Genomic DNA, 2,604 nt, shown 5'->3' on the forward strand with positions numbered 1-2,604 from the left:
GGCCGCGCGCGAGGCCCTGATTCGGGCCGCCGCAGTCCTGGACGGCAACGACGGGGCTCGCCCCCCGGCCTGCGATGCGGAACCCCCTGTTGGATGAGCCCCGGAATGCATTGCCAGACACTCCCCGAAGGATTGAGTGGAAAGCGTCCCGAGTCGCCGGTGGTGCAGTCCGGGCCCCCGGAAGGCCCGCTGGAGTACAAACACGTCTCCATCCGCACCACACAGCGGGAAGCGCAGGCCCTGCAAGACGATCGAATCCCGGAGCGATCCGCTGGACCGGCGCCCCGGGCGGCGGGTGACAAGCACTGCGCGCTGGTCTATCCTGCGGACACGACAGGAGGGAACCCGCCATGATCGCCGTCCGCTTCCATCAGGGAACCATGGAGTTGGCCGATTTGCCGCAACCGACCCCCGGGCCCGGCGAAGCCCTGGTGCGCGTGCTGGTGGCGGGAATCTGCAACACGGACCTGGAATTGTTCAAAGGATACATGAATTTTTCCGGCACGCCAGGGCACGAATTCGTCGGCGTGGTCGAAAGCGCCCCCGACGCACCGCACCTGGAAGGCCGCCGCGTCACCGCCGACATCAACGCCGCGTCGGGGCACGGCGACCACCGCCACGCCTCCGGCAGGCGCGTCCTGGGCATTCTCGGCTGGGACGGAGCCTTCGCCCAGTATCTTCTCGCCCCGGTGGACAACCTCCACGCCGTGCCCGACACGCTCTCCGACGAGGCCGCCGTGTTTGCCGAACCCCTGGCCGCAGCCCTGGAGGTGGGCCAGCAGGTGCACATCCGCGCCACCGACCGCCTGGCCGTGCTGGGCGACGGCAAGCTCGGACTGCTTATCGCTCTGGCCCTGCGCCACCTCTGCCCCGGGCTCGTCCTCTCCGGCAAACACCCTGAAAAACTGGCGATCGCTGCCAAGCACGGCGTACGTACAGCCCTCGCGGCCGACATCGCAGGCTCTTTCGACATCGTGGTGGAAGCCACTGGCCGGCCCCAGGGCCTGGAAGCCGCCCTGGACCTCGTGCGCCCCGAAGGGACCGTGGTCCTCAAGTCCACCACCGAGGCCAAGACGCCCGTGAACCTCTCCCGCGTGGTGGTCCAGGAGATCACGCTCGTGGGCTCGCGATGCGGCGACACGGCCCTGGCCCTGGACCATCTGGCCCGGGGGCTGGTGGACCCTTCCGGCCTCGTGGAGGCCGCCTACCCCCTGGAGCAATTCCGGGAGGCCTTCCAGCGCGCCGCGCGTCCCGGGGCCAGAAAGGTGCTCGTGCGCGTCTCCCGTTGAAGCAACCGCCCCGTGACCTCGCCTTCTCCCAGGCAAGAACGGACCAGGCTCCCTGTGGCGGCTCAGCGCGGCCGGAGCAGGAGCGTCACGCCCCGGATCACGTTGCCGCTGCGCGTGGGCGCGGGAGCTTCCGACAGGGCCTCCACCACGCCGCCCGCCCGCTCCGCCAGCGCCTTGAGCCCCTCGGGGGTGAAGTGCCGGGCCAGATAGAGCAGTCGCCCCCCCTGGAGCACCGGGAAAGCACCTTCAGGCAGCCCGAGCGCCCTGCCCTCCGCATAACGGGATGCATAGAGCGGCTGGTCCTCAGTCATCAGGAAATCCTGCACGCCCACCAGCCCCCGGCTGGCCCTCAGCGCCTGGGCCAGCACGCCCGCCAGGACCTCGTCCTCCGGGAACACCGTGAGCACGGCCCGCAACGTCACCAGATCGGCCGCGCCGGCCTTCACCGGCAGCCGTCCGGCGTCGCCCGACGCCACGCGCCGACCGGCCCGCGCGGCGCGTCTGAGACTCGGCAGGTTCACGTCCAGCCCGATGGAAACGCAGCCCAGGGACTCCACCTCTCCCGCGATGCCCGCCTCGCCGCAGCCCACGTCCAGCACCAGCGCCCCGGGAAAGAGCACGCGACGGAACAAATCGGGAAACGCCAGAGACGACGGCACCTTGTGCGTTGTGCGCCAATCCATGCCCAAGGCATACGCTCGGGCCGCAGCCCGTGTAAAGCACGCCCGCCGACCGTGACGCCTGTGCCCGGCCAATCCATTCCCAGGAAGCGCACGCACACGCTCTTCGATCAGAGCCTCCCCGGGTCCCCCGAACAAAACGGCCCCCGCGCCTCTCCACTTCCGGCAGGAGGCGCGGGGGCCGCACGATTCGCCCACGCCGCAACCCGGCGCGCACTCGACTCACCTCGCTAACGATACTGCCCGGCGGTGAACCCGGCGTTCTCGATGGCCGCTTTCACGGCGGTGTCCGTGCCGTCCTTGGTCTCGGTGTAGGTGGCCGTGCCGAATGTGAGGTCCACCTTCACGTCGGCCACGCCCTCAAGCCCCGACAAGGCCTTGGTGACGGACTGCACGCAGTGGTTGCAACTCATGCCCTTCACTTCGATGGTCCTTTTCATGGGTGTCTCCTTGTTTGAAATTGGTTGCCCCTGCGATGGCCATTGGCGTCACGGCGGGCAGGAGGTGGGATGCCTCCCCCTGGACCCGGTAGTTGCCTCGCGGGTACGCCCCGTGCGGCGTCGGCGAGCGGCCAGGTGGCCGGAGAATATGCCTCCGGCGGCCAAAGGGCTACGCCCTTTGGAATCCCTCTCCGC

Annotated in this window: 3 protein-coding genes; 1 reads left to right on the forward strand and 2 read right to left on the reverse strand. The window is 69.4% G+C overall.

Translation table 11 applies throughout. From position 1 onward, the window contains the following. Positions 1-350: 350 nt before the first annotated feature. Positions 351-1,289, forward strand: a complete 939-nt coding sequence (locus tag ACV4UX_RS18555) for an MDR/zinc-dependent alcohol dehydrogenase-like family protein (RefSeq protein ID WP_491594763.1) — start codon at positions 351-353, stop codon at positions 1,287-1,289. Positions 1,290-1,351: 62 nt separating this feature from the next. Here the strand turns inward: ACV4UX_RS18555 and ACV4UX_RS18560 are convergent, their stop codons facing one another. Further along, the gene (locus ACV4UX_RS18560) at positions 1,352-1,972 is read right to left on the reverse strand and encodes a methyltransferase domain-containing protein (RefSeq protein ID WP_491594764.1); all 621 of its coding nucleotides are present in this window, start codon (positions 1,970-1,972) and stop codon (positions 1,352-1,354) included. Between the two features lie 227 nt (positions 1,973-2,199). Then, positions 2,200-2,409, reverse strand: a complete 210-nt coding sequence (locus ACV4UX_RS18565) for a heavy-metal-associated domain-containing protein (RefSeq protein ID WP_491594765.1) — start codon at positions 2,407-2,409, stop codon at positions 2,200-2,202. Positions 2,410-2,604 lie beyond the last annotated feature (195 nt).

It is taken from the genome of Fundidesulfovibrio sp. (assembly GCF_058402725.1).